This window comes from Pedobacter sp. GW456-11-11-14-TSB4, from assembly GCF_059424425.1.
On record NZ_JBWKZK010000001.1, the window covers coordinates 1,133,574 to 1,152,157 of the forward strand.

Genomic DNA, 18,584 nt, shown 5'->3' on the forward strand with positions numbered 1-18,584 from the left:
TTAACGCATATAAAGGTAAAAATTGTGTGGTTAAATATGCAAAGCTTCAAGTATTAAAAGGTTTTTATTTAAACTTCGATAAGTTAACAATAAATCAATATAAATTCTGTTTCAAAATCTTACTTTTATTTTTCAAACCACATTTATGAAACAAATAACAATAGCTTTTTTATTGGTATTCTTTAGCAACACCATTTTAATGGCACAAAAACAGATTACAACTTGGCATAAAAATCAAGTAATTGCACATAGAGGAGCGTGGAAGATGCAAAAGTTACCCGAAAATTCTATCGCCTCGCTTAAACATGCATTTGAATTGAACTGTTATGGCTCTGAGTTCGATGTTCATTTAACAGCTGATAGTGTTGTAGTTGTAAACCACGATGCTACTTTTTTGGGGATGAACATCTCAAAATCTACTTACCAGCAATTGTTGGCAAAGAAATTAGCTAACGGAGAATCGATCCCCACTTTAGAAGAGTTTATTAAAACTGGGCTAAAGCAGAAAAAAACAAAGTTGATATTGGAGATTAAGCCTCAAAATTTGGGTAAAGAAAGAGATCAGGTTTTAACAGAGAAGGCCTTGCAATTGGTTAGAAAATACAAGGCTCAGCAATGGATAGAGTACATTAGTTTTGGTTATGATATTTGTACTTACCTGATTAAAAATGAGCCAAATGCTAAGGTTGCGTATTTAACAGGAAACGTGGTTCCAGAAAAGATGAAAGCCGATGGTTTTACTGGAGTTGATTATCATTTTTCTGTGTATCAACAAAATCCTGATTATATAGAAAGGTTTAAAAAGTTAGGCATTTCTATTAACGGCTGGACGGCTAATTTGCCAACTGAAATAGATTATTTAATTGCAAACGAAGTTGATTACATCACTACAAATGAACCAGAGTTGGTTTTTGATTTAATTAAAAAATCTACCATTGCAAAAGGATGGAAACTGAAATGGGCAGATGAATTTAGTGTAAATGGATTGCCTAGCCCAAAAAATTGGATTTACGATGTTGGCGGAAAAGGTTGGGGTAATAACGAAAAACAATTTTACACTCAAGCAGATACGTTAAATGCTAAAGTAGAAAAAGGCGTTTTAAATATTATTGCTCGCAAAGCGGATAAAGAAAACAACAACTACACATCTGCAAGGATAGCAAGCAAAAATAAGTTCGATTGGAAATATGGAAGATTAGAAGTGAGAGCAATGCTGCCCAAAGGAAGAGGATTATGGCCTGCTATTTGGATGTTACCAACAGATTGGAAATATGGAAGCTGGCCTAGAAGTGGCGAAATTGACGTAATGGAGCATGTAGGTTTCGATGCCGACACCATTCACGGCACAGTTCATACCAAATCATTTAATCATACTATTGGCACTCAGGTTGGCAAACAGATTAAATCTGAAACTCATTATGATCAATTTCATGTGTATGCTTTAGAGTGGTTTGAAGATAGAATTGACATTTATATGGATGATAAAAAGTATTTCACTTTTAACAATAGCAAAAAAGGAATTGATGAATGGCCATTTGACCAAAATTTTCACCTGCTATTAAACTTAGCTGTTGGCGGTAATTGGGGCGGAAAAGAGGGGATTGATGACACCATTTTTCCGGCAACAATGAAGGTGGATTATGTAAGGGTTTTCCAGAAATAAAAAGGTATAAAACCAAAAAAGTCTTCCGATTGATCGGAAGACTTTTTGGTAAAATATGATAATAATTAGATTACTTTCACATTAACGGCATTCAAGCCTTTTTTACCGCTTTCAACATCGTATTCAACTTTGTCGTTTTCACGAATTTCATCGATAAGGCCTGTTGAATGTACAAAAATTTCGCTATCGCCGTTTGCAGGGATGATAAATCCGAAACCTTTAGTTACATTAAAAAATTTTACTGTTCCTTCTTGCATTGTATTGTATATTAATAATTAAGGCTGCAAGGTACATAATTAATATTTAATAAATGCAAATCCCTCATTTTTTGATAAATGGCTATTTTAACCTAATTATTTTCCGGTTTTTCCAATCACTCTAAGGCTAATTTCGCTAGAGTGTGGTATGTTTAGTGTTTTACCAGGCGTAACATAAAATAGATTGCTTAAATACGTATCGGCTATGCCTTGTAACAGCTTTTTACGCTGTTCTCTATATTCTTCAAGCACATATTCATAACCTTTGGTCACATACATTTTTCCCTTAGCATCAACTACTACAGAAAAGCTGTAAGAAAAATCCTTATAGGCTTTGTTTATTACAATTTCGTAGTGGGGGTAAAAATAATCAACGGCAGATTTCCTGTTATTCAAATCATCTACTGTACTTACTTTTTTAACGCTTACATTTTTGCTGTTTGGGGTAAAAACTACAGGTTGCCTAGCGGGATAAGCTGTTTTTGGATTGCCAGGATCTTTATCGCTTTTAGCGTTTAATGCTTTAATAAATGCAGTATCTCTTTTGGTAGGTTTTTGTAATTCGCCAATAGTTGTATTTAACTTGTCGATATGGTTTTTGCTGTAATAAGTTGAATAAACATCAGAGCGAGGATCTTCATCTCCGGCAATACGCATAGCATCTACCTGTACACGTTGTAAAATCAAACTGTCTTTTGAGATAATCCTAACCCTAAAAAATTCTCTAGCAAAATTGTAAATCCTACCATGATCGTGATGAAGATAGAACGATTCCATACCTTTAATTTCGGGGCTGTAGGCCAACATTGTATCAGGAGCTTTAAACTCAATTACCCAAGTTGGCTCTTGCTGAAAACCATCGTCGTTAAAAGAAAGGCCATTTTTAAACCTGCGTTTAACCTCAAAAAAACGAATACCATTTACATCCTTAAATTGAAGGTTGTTTGCGGGCAAATCTTCTGCTTTTTCTAAGGCAGATTTTGGTTTTTTTTGCTCCTTTTTTGGTTCAGATTTACAAGCAACAAAGCTAAACAGCATTATAATGAAAAAGAAAATTTGATATTGCTTTAGCTTCATACTTTATGGTTGTTTAAAATAAACAGCGGCAAATATATTATTGTTTCTTTTTTAAGATGATAACATTCGCAACTTTTCTTGTGCCTTGGTGGTCCCATTTTTTATTATCTGATGGATAGTTTACCACTCCATTTTCTGGCGCTGATGAAACCCATAAAGTTGTTGAACCGCCACCATCTAAATTGATAGCGCTTACACAACCTAACCACTTCATTAATTTGGTTAGTTCTGGTAAACTCATTCCGGCAGAATTTTCTTGCCTGCCATCAACGGTTAATAAAATCACTTTACCATCAGCTTTTACCCCAACGGCGCTACGGGGATGGCGTAACTTGCTAAATGCGGTAGTATCTAATTCTTCCAATTGCTGGTTGTAAATTAATAACGGACCGCTATTCATCACATCTTTTTCAGTTAATTTTTGTTCCCAATTGCTAGTGCCATCCCATTTTTTAATGGTAAGGGAGCCGTTTTCTATAACAACAGCAGCTTGTTGGTGCCTAGCTCTTTTGTTATTTTTATCTAATTTATTTTCATTAACCACATTTCCATTTACCTTGATGTAGTCAACTGATCCTCCGTTTTTAATATCGAAAAAAGTACCATTTATTGCTGCAATTGCGGTTAGCTCTTTTCCAAAGGTTTCGGTTGCTTTTAATACTTTTTCATAAGCTCCTAAAGCAAATAATGGGGCATTGCCTTTTCTTTTAATTTCAACATAAGCAATATGCTGATTAGCCATAAAAAGATTTTTTTCATTAAAATGATGAGTGATCAATTTTGTCTTTGCCGCAATTTTTTGCTTTTGCCATTTGGCATTTACAACAGCAAGCGAATCAGAATTTTGAGCGTAAACAACGCTACTTGAGGCAAACAAACTTAGGAAGATGATTCTTTTTAACATATTACAAACATAAAAAAGCCCGCTCTATTTTTAGAGCGGGCTCGGTATTAATTTTAAATTATTTTTTTGGATCTAGAATGTCATTAATTCTAACTGCTAAATCTTCATAATGTGCTTTAGTCATTGCATCGCCCGCCGCAGCACGAGCTTTTGAAGTTGCCACTAATGTTTTTAGCTCTGCTCTAACTAATGGTCTAATGTCAGTAACGCCAACATTAATTGGAGTGAAATTGAAACCAGGAGGCAAACCTGTTGGTGCAGGTGCATCAACCATTAAACTACCTAATCTATCAATATATCCTCTTTGTAAGTTGCGTTTAAATGCATCTGGTCTAGTTGCCGCAAATATAGTTCCTCTTACATCCGTAAATAATTCTGGAATTGTGTAAGCTGTAGCACCATTTTTGGTTTCATTATCTAACATTCTCATCAATCTTGATGATGTGAAAATGTTGTTGATTGTACCAGTTTGAACAGATTTAATTCTCGTTAATAACGAACCGTTATCAAATTTATTTAATTGCTCGCTATTCATTAACCATAGCGGTGTTGTAAATAATTGCTTATTTAAAAATGCAACAGCCTCTTTTTGTGTAGCTTCTGAAACATATTTGTATACAGCACCATTTTGATCATAAGTTTTAAAGTTTTCGCTTAATCCACCAATGTTAAAAGTTACGTGACCCATGTATCTGTTAAATTGACCGATAACTTCGCTGTAAAGCTCACTTAAATTGCTAAAATCTTTTCCTTGTTCGTATGTCCATTTTTCGATGTTTGGTAAAATGCGTTTTAAGTTAGCAATACCATAAGTACTTGCTTTCATTGCATTGTCACCTAAATCTTCACTTTGGTCGCGAGGGTCATATTGGTTACCTTGGCGGCCATAAAAATATAACGGATTACCTGCTTTTTCTTTAACCCAAGCATCTAATTTTGCTTTTTCTTGTTGAGCAGTTAAGTTACCAGGGAACCAAGAATAGCCCCATTTTACTGCCCACTTATCGTATTCACCAATGCTAGGGAACATTTTTGTAACGTTATCTCCTGGCTGAGCTACGTAGTTGAAACGAGCATAATCCATAATTGATGGAGCTGTTGCATATTTATCTGTAAATGATTTAGAACGTAAAGAATCTACCGGATAAGCATAGCTCGAACCGAAGTTATGTGGCAAACCTAAAGTATGTCCAATTTCATGAGATGATACAAAACGTATTAATTCTCCCATTTGGTTATCGCTAAATTTAGCTTTACGAGCTTCTGGGTTTATTGCTGCGGTTTGTACAAAGAACCAGTTTCTCAATAAATTCATCACATTGTGGTACCAACCAATATGTGTCTCTAAAATTTGGCCAGTACGAGGGTCAGAAACATGAGGGCCGTATGCATTAGGAATGTCAGAAGCGAAATAACGCACAACAGAATAGCGAGAATCATCTACGCTAAATTCTGGATCTTGCTGAGGAGTTGGAGCTTCTTTACCAACAATTGCATTTTTAAAACCAGCTGCATGAAAAGCTACTTGCCAATCGTTAATTCCTGCAATTAAATAAGGCACCCATTTTTTCGGCGTTGCCGGATCAATGTAAATTGTGATCGGCTTAACCGGATCTACCAATTCACCACGCATGTAGGCCGCGGTATCTTTTGGTACTAAATTCCATCTATGAATATAGGCCGTTCTTTCTGCTTTTTGAGCATCGGTACCAAAATCTGTTTGTGCTTGTCCGAAATAACCAACTCTAGCATCCATTAAACGGGCCTTAACAGGTGTTTTTGGCAACAATAACATTGATGTATTAAATTCGAAAGTAATTGCACCAATCGAATTATCAATTGGAGATTCCGCTGAGCGATATGTTTTAGCAGTAACCACTTCAATATTAATCGGGAATGTTTTAATGGTATCTAAATAAGATCTAGTAGCATCATAAGCGGTGGTTTTATAAGCTTTTCTTAAGGCATCAGTTGCGCCAATAGCCATAATATCACCATTATAAAAATCGGTTACATCAATTACAATACCAGTGGTATCTTTGTTATAAGCCTTAATATCAAATGAAGCTAAAATGCTAGATAAGTTTGAATTTTTAACAGACTCATACATGTCTGTACCTTTATCTGCTTTAATAGAATAGCTTGGTACACGGATAAAAACTTGTTTTCCGCGACGTTCCCATTGCCAAACTTGCTCGTTTAATTGCTCACCGCCATATTGTTGGTTACCAACTTTTACGCCTGCGGGTACTTTAGCTAAGCGTGTTACCACAAGCATTTCGCGATTTAAAACTGAATCTGGAATTTCAAAGTACCATTTATCATCCACCTTGTGAGTGTTAAATAAGCCTTTTTTACTTTTTGCTTTATTGGTAATAATTTCTGAGTAAGGCTTAATGCCTTCTTTTTTTGCCGCTGCTGGTGGTGGAGTTGCAGCCGCAGTAGCTGGAGTTGTTTTTTTGTTCTTGTCTGATTTTTTTTGCGCTATTGATTGCGTTGTTGCCATTGCGCATAAAACAGTCAAACCAGCTACGGTTAACAGTTTTTGAGTTCTAATCATAATATTTGTTAGTTAATTTGGTGTTAGAGCCATAAAAGTATAGCTGAGTTACGGTTATTTGGTAAGCGTAAAGGAAATGTTACGAAAATTGAAAAATTTTATTAAATCCTTCTTTTTAGCTTAAGTAACTTTACTGTAAATCCATCTTTGCGGTAAAGCTCCAAAACCACTGTTTGTCCATCAGAATTTTTAAACAAGTTGTTGATTTCTTCTAAAGTATAATTGTCAATTTTTTTGAAGTTGATACTGATTATTTCATCATTTGTTTTTACGCCAGCCAATTCTGCAGGTGAGCCGGGCTCAATTCTGCTCACTAATAATCTTTGTGTTAAATCTGATGTTACAAAAAGCTCAATTCCCGTCATATCATGCTCAAATTTATTGTCAAAGGATGAGTTTTTTTTGAAATAAATAGCCTTGTTGCCATAATCATAAGTAATATGAAATCTTTTCAATATTCCCGATCCAATGTTTCCATTTCTATCTTTCTGGTTGGTTTTAGCGGCAACATCATTAAAGTCTGGAAAATTTGCAACTACATTTTTAATTTCATAATTACCTATTGTTAAACTCGATATTCTGCCAACGTTACCACTTATTTCTCCGGCAAGGCCTATACCTAGATTGCCAGGTATACTAATTGTAGGTAATGGGAATTGTGCTGATTTATAGGTTTCTAAAGACAATGAATGGCCTGCACCACAATCTACAATGAGTTTTACTGGAATTTCTTTTAGTTGTTCTGTTTTTAAAACAGTGTTGATATATGGTTTATGATCCAAAATTTCAATATCAACCTTTGTTCCTTTTATTTTTTGGTTAAGATTTGGGAGTGAGTAGCTTAATCGATTAGTTTCGTAATTAACCTTTACTACAAAGCTATTAAAGAAATGGAACCCAATTAATCCAGATATTTTCATTCCTAAGTAACCATCAAGGTTGAAAATGTCATTTTTTAAAATCACTGTAGGAACAAAATCCATCGAAGCTTTATTAATTCTTACAAAGGTATCTGAGGTAAAAAGGGCATCAATTTCTGCGTTAGAGCCAAGTCCATTAATTTTAATTGGCCTGGTATTTTGATAATTAAGCTCTTTACTTAATAGGGTATCTGTAATAATTAATGGGTCTACTCCTGTGTCAAGCAAAAAATTGTATGGTCCTTTTTGATTTATGAATATTGGAATAATAATTAAATTTTTAACCTTGGTGAAGTAGATGGCGTCTTTTTTTATTTTGTTTTCGAAATAGAAACTTTGCGCAAATAAATAGTTAAAGGAGCAAGTTAAAAAGATTACAACTGTAACAATTAAAATCAGAAAGAGTGCTTTTATTTGGCTGTTACAACATTTCATAAAACTAAATTAATAAATTAGGGCTCACATTTTATAGATCAAAGCTCGTAAATGAAAAACTGCCAATTTTCTAAGATACCCCAAATTAGCTATTTGTTGTTAGTTTCAGTGATTTTATTTAGCTCTTGTAGCACTAATAGGCAAATAGCAAAAAAAGTAGGAAAAGAGTTTAAACAATCGGCTATAACAGCTCAATATCAAGTTGGCTTTGCGCTTTTTGATATGGAAAAAAAAGAAATGATCTTTCAAAAAGATGCAGATAAGTATTACACGCCAGCATCTAACACAAAGCTATTTACATTTTTTGCAGGCTTAAAAATGGCGCCAGATTCTATTCCTTCATTAAGATACATAGAAAAAGGAGATTCACTTATTTTTTGGGGAACCGGCGATCCATCATTTTTGCACACGCAGCTAAAAGGAACAAAAGCATTTGATTTTTTAAAGGCATCCTCAAAAAAGCTGTTTTTTGCTCCAGGTAGATATACTGGAGATTTTTACGGAAACGGTTGGCAATGGGATGATTACAATGCTTACTATCAACCAGAAATAAATGAACTGCCACTGTTTGATAATGTAGTTTTAATTTCAGCAAAAACTGCAGGCAACATGAATGTTTTACCACAAACATTTGCCTCGTGTTTTGTAAAAGATAGTACATCTAAAGCAAAAAATTTTAACGTCACACGAGATTTTAACACCAATAAATTCGTCTATAATGGTGTAACAATTCCTGCAAATTACGATCAGGAAGTGCCTTATAAAGTTAGTGTGCCAACTACTGTAAATCTCTTGGTTGATACACTTAACAAGTTTATTGATATTGTAGATATGAAGATGCCGCCTAACGCAAAAACAATTTACAATGTTAAAAGCGATACTTTATTTAAGTATATGATGTTGCCAAGCGATAATTTTATGGCAGAGCATCTCTTATTGGTTTATGCCAATATGTTGGGAGAAGAACTAAACACAGCCAAGGTTATTAATCATATTAATACTACTTATTTATCGGCTTTGCCGGATAAACCTAGGTGGGTTGATGGCTCTGGCTTATCGAGAGGAAATTTATTTACACCAAGAGACATGGTAAAACTGCTGGAATTGATTTATGCTGAAGTTAACAACGAAGCTAAACTTTTTGAAATGATGCCGGCCGGCGGAAAAACCGGAACGCTTAGAAATGCCTACCCTAAAACAAACGAGCCCTTCGTTTATGGCAAAACAGGTACGCTAAGTGGTGTACATAACCAAAGCGGATTTGTAAAAACAAAAAAGGGCAAAACACTTATCTTCTCTTTTATGAACAACAATTACGTTTTGCCTACTGCAGACGTAAGAAATGAAATGGTTCGCATCATGACCTCTATTCACGATAATTTTTAAAAAAATTCTTTTCTGAACTGATTTAACTGCTTTGTAATTAATTATTTACAAGAATAAATAGTTGTTCTAATCGCTAAGAGTGGATGATTTAAAAATGAATTTGCAAATATTTGCGGTTTTTTGCGGGGTTTAAATAAATAACCGCAAAAAAATTCAACGTTTTAGGATTTTTTACGCAATTTAGATATTACGAAATTTTTAATTTAAAAAATTGCAGGTTTTAACCGTTATGAAATTTTCTATTGTTACTCTTTTCTTTTTGATTAGTACTTCGCTTTTAGCTCAAGACAACCTGATTTATCAAAGCAAAAATTTGGCTAAACCAGATACTACTTGGGTTTTTAAACCTAAAAATTATAATCAGGCTCAAAAACTACCGGTTATTTTTCTTTTGCATGGTTATAGCGGTAACTATAAACAATGGAACAATATAATGGATGCACAAAAATATGCAGATGAGTATGGTTTTATCATTGTTTGTCCGGATGGATTATTTGATAGTTGGTACCTGAACAGTCCGGTTAAAAAAGACTCTCAATACGAAAATTTTTTCTTCGATGAGCTTTATCCAGATATTAAAGCAAAATATAAAGTTGATGATAAGTATATTTTTATTTCAGGCTTAAGCATGGGCGGTCATGGAGCACTCCATTTATTTATCAAAAAACCCGAATTATTTACAAGTGCAGGCAGTACAAGTGGTGGCGTAATGCTAAGAGATTTTTCTGCTAAATATGGTTTAAGTGCTTTGCTCGGAAATCCAAGTGATGAAGATAAAATTTGGGATGAATATTCTGTTGTACCTAACATTTATAAATTGCAAAACACCAATAAACCATTCATTTTCGATTGCGGTTCTGAAGATTTCTTTTACGCTTACAATAACGATTTGAAGAAAAAATCAGATGAATTAAAATTAAAAGCGACCTACATTTCTCAACCCGGAGCTCATAATAAAGCCTATTGGACTAAATCTATAAGACAACAATTCAACTATTTTAAGAACCAAATTAATTAACCCTATGAAATTAAAATCTTTACTTTATCTAAGCGTACTTATTCTAAGTTTTAGCGCTTGTAAAAAAAGCACGGTTACTCCGGTAGATCCGCCTGTAACACCACCAGTAGTAACTCCTCCAGTTTCAACAACGCCTTACACGCCAGACAATAGCTTTAAAATTGTGGCCTATATGCCAGGCTATAGAGATCCGGCTACAGTTGCTGATGCTAAATTTAAAATGATTACACATTTATTTTTTGCGTTTTTAAATGTGAACCCAACTGGTGACGGTTCTTTTTTACCATTAACAGCAACAGAAAATGCCAGATTTAATACCCTTAAAGCCAAAGCAGCAGCTAATAATGTGAAATTTGGAATTTCTGTAATGGGCGCAGAAAGCATATTTGTTACTATTGCTGCCTCTCCAACATCTAGGGCAAACTTCATTAAAAATGTTGTAGACTTTGCAAAAAATAATAATTTAGCAGGTGTAGATATAGATTGGGAGTATCCACGAACTGTTAGTGGAAGTGCTAATGCCGACTTTACTTCGCTTATGAGAGGTTTATCAACCGACCTTCATAATGCAAATAAGTTTTTAAGTGCCGCAATAACACCAGCAGTTTATACCTCTACAAATAAAGATGCTATTTCTCAAGAAGTTTATCAATATGTAGATTTCTTTAACATTATGCAATATGATGGCGCTGGTTATGATACAGCAGAGCCTTTAAACCATGCTTCAATGAAAATGACAGATGCCAGCTTAAATATGTGGCTAACTACTAAAGCAATGCCTAAAGAGAAAGCAATTTTAGGAATGCCATTGTATGGAAAGGATGCTGCTGGTTCTTCAATAGGATATCGAGATATTGAAGCTTCTGGAGCTGATATTACCTTAAATGTTGCTACAGTTAACGGCAAAACATACGGTTACAATGGCACTACATTAATTAAAGCTAAAACGCAAAAAGCTAAAGATAGATGCAATGGAATTATGTTTTGGGAGTTTTCTCACGATAGTAATTCTGCCAACTCATTAATTAAAGCGGCAAATGATCAATTGGGAAGATCTTATAATTAATGCAAGAAAAATACAATAACCTTTCATCGCCTTTGGCAAACAAAATAACAGCCAGAGGCGATGAATATCTTTATTTTGGAGGAACGGCTTACTTAGGCATTCCGCAAAACGAAAAATTTCTTCAGCTCTATGTAAAAGGGCTTAACCTATTTGGCTTGAACAATGGAACAAGTCGATCGAATAACATTCAACTCGGTATTTACAATGAAGTTGAACAATATGCAGCAAATAAATTTGGTGCTCAGGCTGCCTTAATTACCTCAAGTGGATATTTAGCTGCTCAATTAACTGTAAAAAATCTAGCTTATTTCGGAGAAGTTAGGTATGCACCAGCTACTCATCCAGCATTGTGGCATCAAGAATCGCCAAAAGTTTCAGGCTCTTTTTCTTCATGGGTAAAAAACATAGTTGATGAAATAAACGGAAGCGAAAAAGAAAATTGGGTGATCATAAGTAACTCGATGAATAATCTTTTTCCTGAGATTTATGATTTTTCTGGTCTAAACCAAATCAATAAAAAATTGCTCCTCATTGTTGATGATTCTCATGGAATAGGGATCAATAATAATGGTTTAGGTGTTTTTTCAACATTGCCAAAAAGCGATCACATCGAAACTGTAGTTATCGCCTCAATGGCAAAAGCTTTAGGTGTTGATGCCGGGATAGTTTTAGGAAAAGCTGAACGAATTTCAGAGCTAAAACAAAGCAATGAGTTTTTAGGAGCCTCACCACCTGCTGCGGCTGGGCTTTATGCTTTTATGGAAGCAGAAAAAATCTACACAAATGAGCTCGAAAAGTTAAATCAAAACATGCAAAATATCAATCAAGCTTTGCTCCAAAATGATGATTGGCAATTTATAGCTGATTTTCCGGTTTATTTATCTAAAAATGCTGAACTTAGCCAAAAGTTAGCTGCAAAAAACATTTTAATTTCTTCATTTGCCTATCCAGATAAAGATGGGCCAATTATCAATAGGATAGTTTTAAGCAGTTGGCACAATAAAAGCGATATAGCATATTTAATAAAAGCCTTAATATGAAAAATTTAGTACTCGTAATTTTATTCTTATTATTCGGTGCGCAAGTTAATGCACAAAAAACCTTAAAGGTTTTTGTGGTTAGGCATGCAGAAAAACTAACTGAAGATCCTAAAGATAAAGACCCATTGTTATCTGAAATTGGTGCGCAAAGAGCGGTTGATTTGATGAAATTACTTCGCGGAGAAAAAATTGATTCGATTTTTACAACAGATTATAAGCGAACAAAGTTAACGGCTTTCCCTTTGGCTGATAAAATTGGGCTTTCCATGAAAACCTATAATCCTGCAGATCAAAAAGCACTCGCAAAGCAATTAATCGCAAATGCTAAAGGCAAAAAAATATTAATAGTTGGGCACTCAAATACCGTTTTAGATGTAGTAGAGGCATTTGGAGCAGAAAAGCCTGTGAAAGAACTAACCGACGATGATTACGACTATATTTTTGAAATTACTGTAAAAGGAGATAAAGCAGAAGTAAAAGCTAATCGCTACGGAGAAGTGCACAGAGCCGAAGGCGAAGAGAAGAAACAAATGAAAACAGGAAGTAAAAGATAAAATTCGATTACAGTGCAAGCTTCCCCCAGTATTTACACACTACAATTTGGATTAGTGTGTTTAAGTTCTTTTCTTTTTTCTGCGAGTTTTAACATGTTAATTCCAGAGCTGCCAGCTTACCTAGCAAGTTTAGGAGGTGCAGAGTACAAAGGATTAATCATTGCATTATTTACGGTTACAGCAGGCATTTCCAGACCATTTAGTGGCAAACTTACTGATACGATTGGTCGTGTGCCGGTAATGGCAGTTGGCTCTATTGTTTGTTTTTTGTGTGGCTTTCTTTATCCAATATTAACAAGCGTAGCTGGCTTTCTATTCATCAGATTAATCCATGGTTTTTCTACAGGTTTTAAACCAACAGCTACATCGGCTTATGTTGCAGATCTAGTTCCTGCAGATAAATGGGGCGAGGCAATGGGTGTACATGGCGTTTGTTTTAGTACGGGCTTGGCCATAGGCCCCGCCATTGGAAGTGCCATTACCGATCATTTTTCTATCAACATCTTATTCTATTGCTCATCGCTTTTTGCATTACTCTCTATCGTTATTTTAGCAAGGATGAAAGAAACCCTTCCTGATAAGCAAAAATTTAAAGCCGCACACCTAAAAATTAAAAAGAGCGATATTATTGAATGGCAAGTATTACCGGCCGCACTAATTGTATTGTTTAGTTACATTAGTTATGGAGTAATTTTAACCGTAATATCAGATTGGAGCAAACATTTAGGCACAAGTAATAAAGGCTTATTCTTCATGGTATTTACACTTTCATCGCTACTAATTCGCTTTGTAGCCGGCAAAGTTTCTGATACCTACGGCCGAACCTTAATCATCAAAATTTCTTTGGCAATCCTGTTGGTCTCGTTGCTAGGCATGGCGCTAGCAAATTCTTCATTTTTGCTTATGGCAGCTTCGGCAGTTTATGGCGTTGCAACAGGCATGCTTTCGCCAACTGTTACCGCATGGACAATTGACCTGAGTAAACCGGGCTTACGCGGAAAAGCGGTTGCCACGATGTATATTTTCTTAGAAATTGGTATTGGAGCAGGAGCACTTTTGGCCGGTGCTTTGTTTATCGAAGATGTAAAAACTATACCTACCATATTTTACTGCTGTGCGGCAATAACTTTATTTGCGATGGTTTATATGTGGTTAATGTATAAGCCAAAATCGCAGGTATAAAAATTTGAAGCGCAATAACACTACACTAATTAAAGTTAGTCCTACTTTTCGTTTCAATCTTTTGCTCTCAATCCCCCAGAAGAGGGGGTGGCAAAAGGATTTTCACTACAATTAGGGCTAAATAACTCAGCGCTGTGCTATTAAACCCCTCATAGTTGCAGAAACCACAGTATTTTAAACCCGATGGAAATGAAAAGTTCCCGATGTATCGGGACTTGTAATGTACAGCGGGACCGAAGCCCTCATTTTAGTATTGTACCTGCTTTTCAAAAAAGTTAATTGCATTATCTTATAGCTTTTCAAATGCAATATCCATTAAATCGTAATTCTGCCATCCGTTAAAATCGAAGTGCCACCATTCGTTATAAATCACTTTGAAACCATTTGCTTGCATAGTCGCAATTAGAAAATCTCTATTTTTAATAATTTCTGCAGGTAATTTATCATAATGAGGTGCGGCTGCGGCTTCAAAACTATCATAAGGTGTTGGCATTGGCACATCTTTGCCAGTTTTAAGATCAATTATTGTTAAATCTACTGCACAGCCTCGGTTGTGTTTACTACCTTTTGCAGGGTTGGCTACAAAGTTTTTATCGCTCGCTTTCTCCCAAAAAGCTAGGGTAATTTCGTAGGGTCTATAAGCATCAAATATTTTTAAACCATATCCGTTTTTTTTAAGGAAGGATTGTATTTTTTTCAATTGCTCTACAACTGGTTTACGTGCAAAAGCGCTCGCTTCATTATACATTACCTGCTGCATAAAGTTGTTTTTCGTAGCATAGCGGATATCTAACACAACCGATGGAATAGCTTTTTTAATATCAATCAATTCGTTATTGGGGTTATTCTTGAGATCTGCTTTATAGACTTTGTAATCGTTAATAACTTTTAAACCATACGGATTTTGAGCATTTTTTTGTGCGCAAGAATTTAAGGATAACGATAAGAGAAAAATAACAAATACGTTTTTCATTTATTTTCAAATTTCTAAAGAAGGTTTTCTACAAACAATTTTAAATTTTTCAAAGGCTGTATTTCTTCTTTCCTACTTAGAAAGGAGATTTCTTCGTTCCTCGCAATGACGAAATTTTTACTGTGTAGAAACCACCAACAATTCTAAATCTTTAAACGGCAGATTGTACATATTAGCCAAATCTTTGTTCGTTAAATGACCTTGGTAAGAATACAACGCTTCGCGGATGCCCGGTCTGTTCCAAATCATGTTCATTAGGCCACCTTTATCACCAATTTCTACCAAAATAGGTGCAAAAATATTGGTTAAAGCATAAGAAGCCGTTCTTGGCACTCTCGATGCAATATTCGGAACACAATAATGGATCACATCATGCTTTCTAAAAACGGGATCTTTGTGATTGGTTACTTCAGATGTTTCGAAACAACCACCTTGGTCAATACTCACATCAACCACAACAGAGTGTGGCTTCATTTTAGCAACTGTTTCTTCCATAACTAAACACGGACTACGGCCATGTTCTGATCTTACTGCGCCAATTACAACGTCGCAAGTGGTGATGGCTTTATTGAGTACTATGGGCTGCATTACCGATGTAAAAACCCTACTTCCTAAATTATTTTGTAACCTCCGAAGCCTAAAAATAGAACTGTCGAATACTTTAACCTCAGCACCTAAAGAAAGTGCTGTTCTGGCGGCATATTCGCCAACCGTACCAGCACCTAAAATTACAATTTCTGTGGGCGGCACGCCTGTAAAACCGCCAAGCATTAAACCTTTTCCGCCAAATGCGCTACTTAAATATTCAGCAGCAATAAAAATAGAAGCCGAACCAACAATTTCGCCCATGGCACGAACCACACTTAATACATTACCTTCATCACGCAGGTTTTCGAAACATAAGGCATTTATTTTTTTATGGAGAATGGCTTTAAGATTGGCCTCCTTTAGCGTGCCAATTTGTAGTGCAGAAATCAAGGTCTGACCTTTGTGCATCAACCCAATCTCCTCCAAAGTTGGCGGAGCAATTTTAACGATGATATCTGCAGCATAAACATCTTTTTTGCTAAAAGAAATTTGAGCGCCTTGTTCGCTGTAATCTTTATCACTAAAATTTGCGGCTACACCGGCACCAGTTTCAATTACAACTTTATGTCCGTTCGCCACTAAAAGCGCAACAGAAAGCGGCGTTAAAGCAATTCTACATTCTTGAAATGATGTTTCTTTAGGGATACCGATATATAAGCTATTGCTACGTGTATTGGTTTCGAGGGTTTCTTCTTGTGTTTGTAATAAACCTCGCTGGGCAATTGCAGCCATTCCTTCTCTTAATCCTTTCTCCATTTGTTAATGTGGTAGTTTTAGATGTTTGAAGATACGGAAAAAATTGTGAATAAGAACAATGTGAGCTAAGGCTTTATGGCATTGAATTTAAAATTTCTTTGAGTTTCCCCTCCAATTTCTATCTCAACTTTTATATAGTTTTCTGGCAGTAAATCTTCCACTTTTGATGGCCATTCTATTAAGCAATAATCACCGCTGTAAAAATACTCTTCGTAGCCGATATCATAAGCTTCTTGCGTGTTTTTTAACCGATAAAAATCAAAGTGATAAATTTTTCCAGCTTTGCTAACATATTCATTAACAATAGAAAAAGTCGGGCTACTCACCACATCTTCAACGCCCAAAATATCGCAAAAAGTCTTAATAAAAGTAGTTTTGCCGGCTGCCATTTCTCCTTCAAAAATGAAGAATTTTTCGCCATTGGCGAAGTTTAAAAGCGCTTGAGCAACATCTGGCAATTCTGCGGTGCTATTAATTGTAATAGTTTTCATTAACTCTAATATCGTCATTTCGAACCGAAGGGAGAAATCTAAAAGGCAGATTTCTCCTCGTTCCTCGATCGAAATGACGGATTGCAACTATTTTGAGCTATAAGTTACCACTGGTATAATCATCTCTTCCAAAGAGATACCACCATGTTGAAATGTTTCATTATAATAATTTACAAACTGATTGTAATTATTTTGGTAAACGAAATACTGATCTTCTTTGGCAAAAATATAGTTAGAACTGATATTGATTTTAGGTAACTGCGCTTCATGAGGGTTTTTAATCAAAAACACTTCTTTCGGATTAAAATTTAAGTTTCTGCCTTGTTTGTAACGTAAATTTGTGTTGGTACTTCTATCGCCAATTACTTTACTTGGGTGTTTTACTCTAATGGTACCATGATCTGTAGTTATGATAACTTTAACTCTTTTTTGAGAGATTTTCTTTAACAAATCTAACAATGGAGAATGCTCAAACCACGATAAAGTTAACGAACGGTAAGCCGCATCATCATTAGCCAATTCGCGGATCATTTGCATATCTGTACGAGCATGCGAAAGCATATCTACAAAATTATAAACAATGGCATTAAATTCATTATCCATCAAATTGCTCACTTTATCGGTTAGGTCTCTACCTTGGTCAAAAGTTAAAATTTTATGGTAACTAAACTTACATTCTTTTCTTAAGCTTCGCTTGATTTGCTCTGCCAAAAAAGTTTCTTCATGCAAGTTTTTTCCGCCTTCATCATCATCATTTTGCCAAAGCGATGGAAATTTCTTTTCCATTTCTAAAGGCATCAACCCAGAAAAAATTGCATTTCGAGCATATTGTGTTGCAGTAGGCAAAATACTCGAGTAGGTGTCTTCTTCATCTAAACGGAAATACTCACTAATTAACGGATTGATAATTTTCCATTGATCGTAGCGTAAATTATCAATCAGAATAAAAAATACCGGAGTTGTATCGTTAATTAACGGAAAAGCTTTTTTCTTTAATAACTCATTAGAAAGTAGTGGGGCTTTTTCTTTTCCATTCACCCAGCCTAAATAATTATCTTCAATAAATTTCGAGAATTGAGTGTTGGCCTCAGATTTTTGCATCGTTAAAATTTCGTGCATCTGAGGGTCATCCAATTTCTCCAATTCTAGCTCCCAAAACACTAATTTTTTATACACATCAACCCATTCTTCATAACTTAATTTATCGTTTAAAGTCATGCCGATATTTCTAAAATCTTGTTGATAGGCAGAAGAAGTTCTTTCGCTCACTAAACGCTTATTATCAACAATCTTTTTTATGGTTAGTAATACCTGTTTTGGGTTCACAGGTTTAATTAAATAATCATCAATTTTAGATCCGATTGCATCCTCCATCAAATTTTCTTCTTCGCTTTTGGTGATTAAAACAACTGGAACATCATTACGGATATTTTTAATGGCGGTTAGGGTTTCTAAACCACTTAAGCCTGGCATATTTTCGTCTAAAAAAACAAGATCAAAATGTTCTTTTCCAAATGCTTCTAAAGCATCATTTCCATTGGTAAAAGTAGTTACATGGTATCCTTTTTCGTTCAGTAATAAGATATGTGGTTTTAATAAGTTAATCTCATCATCAGCCCATAAAATTTTGGTTTCCTGCATTATATATACTTTTTATGTAATTTAAAGTTTTTAAAAAGTGCTAGACTTTCTACTATCGATAAAAATAGCAATT

16 protein-coding genes are annotated in these 18,584 nt (G+C 35.0%); 7 read left to right on the plus strand and 9 right to left on the minus strand.

From position 1 onward, the window contains the following. Nucleotides 1-145: 145 nt before the first annotated feature. Nucleotides 146-1,663, plus strand: coding sequence for a glycerophosphodiester phosphodiesterase family protein (locus tag AC07XU_RS05075; protein WP_494942534.1), 1,518 nt, complete (start codon nucleotides 146-148; stop codon nucleotides 1,661-1,663). Between the two features lie 65 nt (nucleotides 1,664-1,728). On the opposite strand, the gene AC07XU_RS05080 is transcribed toward AC07XU_RS05075, so the two are convergent. The 5 genes from AC07XU_RS05080 to AC07XU_RS05100 form a co-directional block, all read right to left on the minus strand. After that, nucleotides 1,729-1,920 (minus strand): cold-shock protein, encoded by a 192-nt coding sequence (locus tag AC07XU_RS05080; protein ID WP_090993574.1) that lies wholly within the window; start codon nucleotides 1,918-1,920, stop codon nucleotides 1,729-1,731. A gap of 96 nt (nucleotides 1,921-2,016) precedes the next feature. Beyond that, nucleotides 2,017-2,997: a hypothetical protein gene (locus tag AC07XU_RS05085; RefSeq protein WP_494942535.1), complete on the minus strand. Its 981-nt coding sequence runs from the start codon at nucleotides 2,995-2,997 to the stop codon at nucleotides 2,017-2,019. Between the two features lie 37 nt (nucleotides 2,998-3,034). Then, nucleotides 3,035-3,901, minus strand: a complete 867-nt coding sequence (locus AC07XU_RS05090; protein ID WP_494942536.1) for a phosphodiester glycosidase family protein — start codon at nucleotides 3,899-3,901, stop codon at nucleotides 3,035-3,037. Between the two features lie 58 nt (nucleotides 3,902-3,959). Then, nucleotides 3,960-6,461: a zinc-dependent metalloprotease gene (locus AC07XU_RS05095; RefSeq protein WP_494942537.1), complete on the minus strand. Its 2,502-nt coding sequence runs from the start codon at nucleotides 6,459-6,461 to the stop codon at nucleotides 3,960-3,962. A gap of 101 nt (nucleotides 6,462-6,562) precedes the next feature. Beyond that, nucleotides 6,563-7,816, minus strand: coding sequence for an aspartyl protease family protein (locus AC07XU_RS05100; protein ID WP_494942538.1), 1,254 nt, complete (start codon nucleotides 7,814-7,816; stop codon nucleotides 6,563-6,565). 51 nt (nucleotides 7,817-7,867) lie between these two features. On the opposite strand from AC07XU_RS05100, the gene AC07XU_RS05105 reads away from it, so the two are divergent. The 6 genes from AC07XU_RS05105 to AC07XU_RS05130 all read left to right on the plus strand — a co-directional run bounded on the left by AC07XU_RS05105 (nucleotide 7,868) and on the right by AC07XU_RS05130 (nucleotide 14,062). Further along, nucleotides 7,868-9,202: a D-alanyl-D-alanine carboxypeptidase/D-alanyl-D-alanine-endopeptidase gene (locus tag AC07XU_RS05105; RefSeq protein WP_494942539.1), complete on the plus strand. Its 1,335-nt coding sequence runs from the start codon at nucleotides 7,868-7,870 to the stop codon at nucleotides 9,200-9,202. Between the two features lie 229 nt (nucleotides 9,203-9,431). Then, nucleotides 9,432-10,220: an alpha/beta hydrolase gene (locus AC07XU_RS05110; protein WP_494942540.1), complete on the plus strand. Its 789-nt coding sequence runs from the start codon at nucleotides 9,432-9,434 to the stop codon at nucleotides 10,218-10,220. Nucleotides 10,221-10,224: 4 nt separating this feature from the next. Continuing rightward, a complete protein-coding gene (locus AC07XU_RS05115) occupies nucleotides 10,225-11,286 on the plus strand; it encodes a glycoside hydrolase family 18 protein (protein WP_494942541.1) in 1,062 nt (353 codons plus the stop codon). Beyond that, the gene (locus AC07XU_RS05120; protein ID WP_494942542.1) at nucleotides 11,286-12,326 is read left to right on the plus strand and encodes an aminotransferase class I/II-fold pyridoxal phosphate-dependent enzyme; all 1,041 of its coding nucleotides are present in this window, start codon (nucleotides 11,286-11,288) and stop codon (nucleotides 12,324-12,326) included. The genes AC07XU_RS05115 and AC07XU_RS05120 overlap by 1 nt, the downstream gene beginning before the upstream one ends. Then, nucleotides 12,323-12,880: a phosphoglycerate mutase family protein gene (locus AC07XU_RS05125; protein ID WP_494942543.1), complete on the plus strand. Its 558-nt coding sequence runs from the start codon at nucleotides 12,323-12,325 to the stop codon at nucleotides 12,878-12,880. The genes AC07XU_RS05120 and AC07XU_RS05125 overlap by 4 nt, the downstream gene beginning before the upstream one ends. A 6-nt stretch (nucleotides 12,881-12,886) precedes the next feature. Further along, a complete protein-coding gene (locus AC07XU_RS05130; RefSeq protein WP_494942994.1) occupies nucleotides 12,887-14,062 on the plus strand; it encodes an MFS transporter in 1,176 nt (391 codons plus the stop codon). 289 nt (nucleotides 14,063-14,351) lie between these two features. Here the strand turns inward: AC07XU_RS05130 and AC07XU_RS05135 are convergent, their stop codons facing one another. The 4 genes from AC07XU_RS05135 to porX form a co-directional block, all read right to left on the minus strand. After that, nucleotides 14,352-15,035, minus strand: coding sequence for a M15 family metallopeptidase (locus AC07XU_RS05135; RefSeq protein ID WP_494942544.1), 684 nt, complete (start codon nucleotides 15,033-15,035; stop codon nucleotides 14,352-14,354). Nucleotides 15,036-15,152: 117 nt separating this feature from the next. After that, complete coding sequence (locus tag AC07XU_RS05140) at nucleotides 15,153-16,379, minus strand: alanine dehydrogenase (RefSeq protein WP_494942545.1); 1,227 nt, start codon at nucleotides 16,377-16,379, stop codon at nucleotides 15,153-15,155. 65 nt (nucleotides 16,380-16,444) lie between these two features. After that, complete coding sequence (tsaE, locus tag AC07XU_RS05145; RefSeq protein ID WP_494942546.1) at nucleotides 16,445-16,870, minus strand: tRNA (adenosine(37)-N6)-threonylcarbamoyltransferase complex ATPase subunit type 1 TsaE; 426 nt, start codon at nucleotides 16,868-16,870, stop codon at nucleotides 16,445-16,447. A gap of 87 nt (nucleotides 16,871-16,957) precedes the next feature. Next, nucleotides 16,958-18,511 carry a T9SS response regulator signal transducer PorX gene (gene porX, locus AC07XU_RS05150; protein ID WP_494942547.1) on the minus strand — a complete coding sequence of 518 codons (1,554 nt, stop codon included), beginning with the start codon at nucleotides 18,509-18,511 and terminating at the stop codon, nucleotides 16,958-16,960. Between the last annotated feature and the right edge of the window lie 73 nt (nucleotides 18,512-18,584).

Coding starts and splice junctions, on each gene's coding strand:
- AC07XU_RS05110 (WP_494942540.1), top strand. CDS start 9,432: ATGAAATTTTCTATTGTTACTCTTTTCTTTTTGATTAGTACTTCGCTT.
- AC07XU_RS05120 (WP_494942542.1), top strand. CDS start 11,286: ATGCAAGAAAAATACAATAACCTTTCATCGCCTTTGGCAAACAAAATA.
- AC07XU_RS05135 (WP_494942544.1), bottom strand. CDS start 15,035: ATGAAAAACGTATTTGTTATTTTTCTCTTATCGTTATCCTTAAATTCT.
- tsaE (WP_494942546.1), bottom strand. CDS start 16,870: ATGAAAACTATTACAATTAATAGCACCGCAGAATTGCCAGATGTTGCT.
- porX (WP_494942547.1), bottom strand. CDS start 18,511: ATGCAGGAAACCAAAATTTTATGGGCTGATGATGAGATTAACTTATTA.
- AC07XU_RS05095 (WP_494942537.1), bottom strand. CDS start 6,461: ATGATTAGAACTCAAAAACTGTTAACCGTAGCTGGTTTGACTGTTTTA.
- AC07XU_RS05140 (WP_494942545.1), bottom strand. CDS start 16,379: ATGGAGAAAGGATTAAGAGAAGGAATGGCTGCAATTGCCCAGCGAGGT.
- AC07XU_RS05125 (WP_494942543.1), top strand. CDS start 12,323: ATGAAAAATTTAGTACTCGTAATTTTATTCTTATTATTCGGTGCGCAA.
- AC07XU_RS05075 (WP_494942534.1), top strand. CDS start 146: ATGAAACAAATAACAATAGCTTTTTTATTGGTATTCTTTAGCAACACC.
- AC07XU_RS05080 (WP_090993574.1), bottom strand. CDS start 1,920: ATGCAAGAAGGAACAGTAAAATTTTTTAATGTAACTAAAGGTTTCGGA.
- AC07XU_RS05090 (WP_494942536.1), bottom strand. CDS start 3,901: ATGTTAAAAAGAATCATCTTCCTAAGTTTGTTTGCCTCAAGTAGCGTT.
- AC07XU_RS05100 (WP_494942538.1), bottom strand. CDS start 7,816: ATGAAATGTTGTAACAGCCAAATAAAAGCACTCTTTCTGATTTTAATT.
- AC07XU_RS05115 (WP_494942541.1), top strand. CDS start 10,225: ATGAAATTAAAATCTTTACTTTATCTAAGCGTACTTATTCTAAGTTTT.
- AC07XU_RS05085 (WP_494942535.1), bottom strand. CDS start 2,997: ATGAAGCTAAAGCAATATCAAATTTTCTTTTTCATTATAATGCTGTTT.
- AC07XU_RS05105 (WP_494942539.1), top strand. CDS start 7,868: ATGAAAAACTGCCAATTTTCTAAGATACCCCAAATTAGCTATTTGTTG.